Origin of the sequence: Actinomadura formosensis NBRC 14204 (genome assembly GCF_001552155.1) — a bacterium.
Lineage (GTDB): Bacteria > Actinomycetota > Actinomycetes > Streptosporangiales > Streptosporangiaceae > Spirillospora > Spirillospora formosensis.
Window position 1 is genome coordinate 1 of sequence record NZ_BCQQ01000280.1, and the last position, 1,478, is coordinate 1,478.

Annotated in this window: 1 protein-coding gene; it reads right to left on the reverse strand. The window is 71.9% G+C overall.

From position 1 onward, the window contains the following. Positions 1–22 precede the first annotated feature (22 nt). A complete protein-coding gene (locus tag AF1_RS32495; RefSeq protein ID WP_217999878.1) occupies positions 23–1,264 on the reverse strand; it encodes an IS110 family RNA-guided transposase in 1,242 nt (413 codons plus the stop codon). Between the last annotated feature and the right edge of the window lie 214 nt (positions 1,265–1,478).

Here is a 1,478-nt window from a genome sequence, read left to right on the forward strand (position 1 = left end):
CATGACACTCCCTGTGTCAACCTCAGGCAGCAGCGGGTTGGTTGAGGGCGGCTGCGGCGCCGTGTTTGGTGGGGTCGTAGGGGACGCCGTCGTGCCAGCAGCGCCAGATCACACGGATCCAGGCGCGGGCCAGGATGCGGACGGCGTGCGGGTGGTCTTTGCCCGCCGCGCGGGCCTGGTTGTAGATATTGGCGGCCCAGGGGCTGGCGTGCCGGCTGTTGTCGGCGAAGGTGGTCAGCGCGACGCGGAAGCGTTTGTTGCAGGCCCAGCGGAAGTGCACGGCCCGGTGTTTTCCGGACTCCTTGGTGACCGGGGTGCAGCCCGCCAGGGCCGCGACGGAGTCGGGGGTCTCGTAGGCTTGGCGGCAGTCGCCCCACTCGGCGAGTATCTGGGCGGCGTTGATCTGACCCGACCTTGGCAGCGACGTGAAGATCTCGCCGTCCGGATGCTCTCCGAGGTGGGCGGCGGTCGACCGGTCGAGGTCCTTGACGGCGGTGTTGAGCGATTTCAGGACGCCGACCAGGCCCAGGACCGCGTCGCGCAGGGCCTCGGTGAGGGCCGTCCCGGTCGCTCCGGCGGGGGCGGCTCGCAGCCGTTCCAGCAGCACGGCGGCGGGGCGGCGGCCGGAGTAGCCGTGCTTGACCAGGAACGCCGCCATCCGCTTCTCGCCGACGTGCGCGGCCGAGGCCGGGGTGGGGTAGCGGGTCAGGAACTCCAGGCTGATCGGCGACTCGATGTCGGCGAACACGGCCTTGGCGCCGGGCCAGTGGTCCTCCAGCAGTGCGGCGAGCTGGTTGGTGGCCGCGACCCGCATGTCGACCAGGTCGGTGCGGGTCCGCACCGAGGTCCGCAGCGCGCGGGTGTCGTCGCTGTAGGGGACGGCGACGCGCAGCCGGTGCCGGCGCAGCCGCAGGTATTCGGCGATGACGGCGGCATCGCCGGCGTCGGATTTGGCGCCCGACAGCACTTCGCCGTCCCGCCAGGTCTTGATGGCGTTCGGGCTGACGGGGACGACCGGATGCCCGGCCTCCAGCAGCAGGTCGACCAGCCGCCCGCCGGGGCGTTCGATCCCGATCTGCACGTCAGCGGCGTCGGCGAGCTTGGCCAGGCGGCGGATCAGCATCGCGATCCCGTCGGCGGTGTGGGCGATGGTGAACCGGTCGACGATCTTCCCGGCATGGTCCATCACGCAGACGGCGTGGACCTCGGCGGCCCAGTCCAGCCCGGCGAAGAACTGCGCGGGGGGCAGCGCAACAGACAACACGACTCCTTGCGGTGGCAGCGACGACCCGGCGGCGACGAGGCCGGCTCCCGGGCGGTCACTAACCGGCGCTCTGCGGCGCGTCTCCCTGTTGCCGGTCCGCGGCCTCGGGAGAGCCGGGGGCGGTGGTGTCATGCAGGCCCTCGAAGGGCGACCGCACCAGACCGTCTCCCCGGCTCCCGCCGAGTCCCAACAACGCGCACCGTATCGGTGCCCG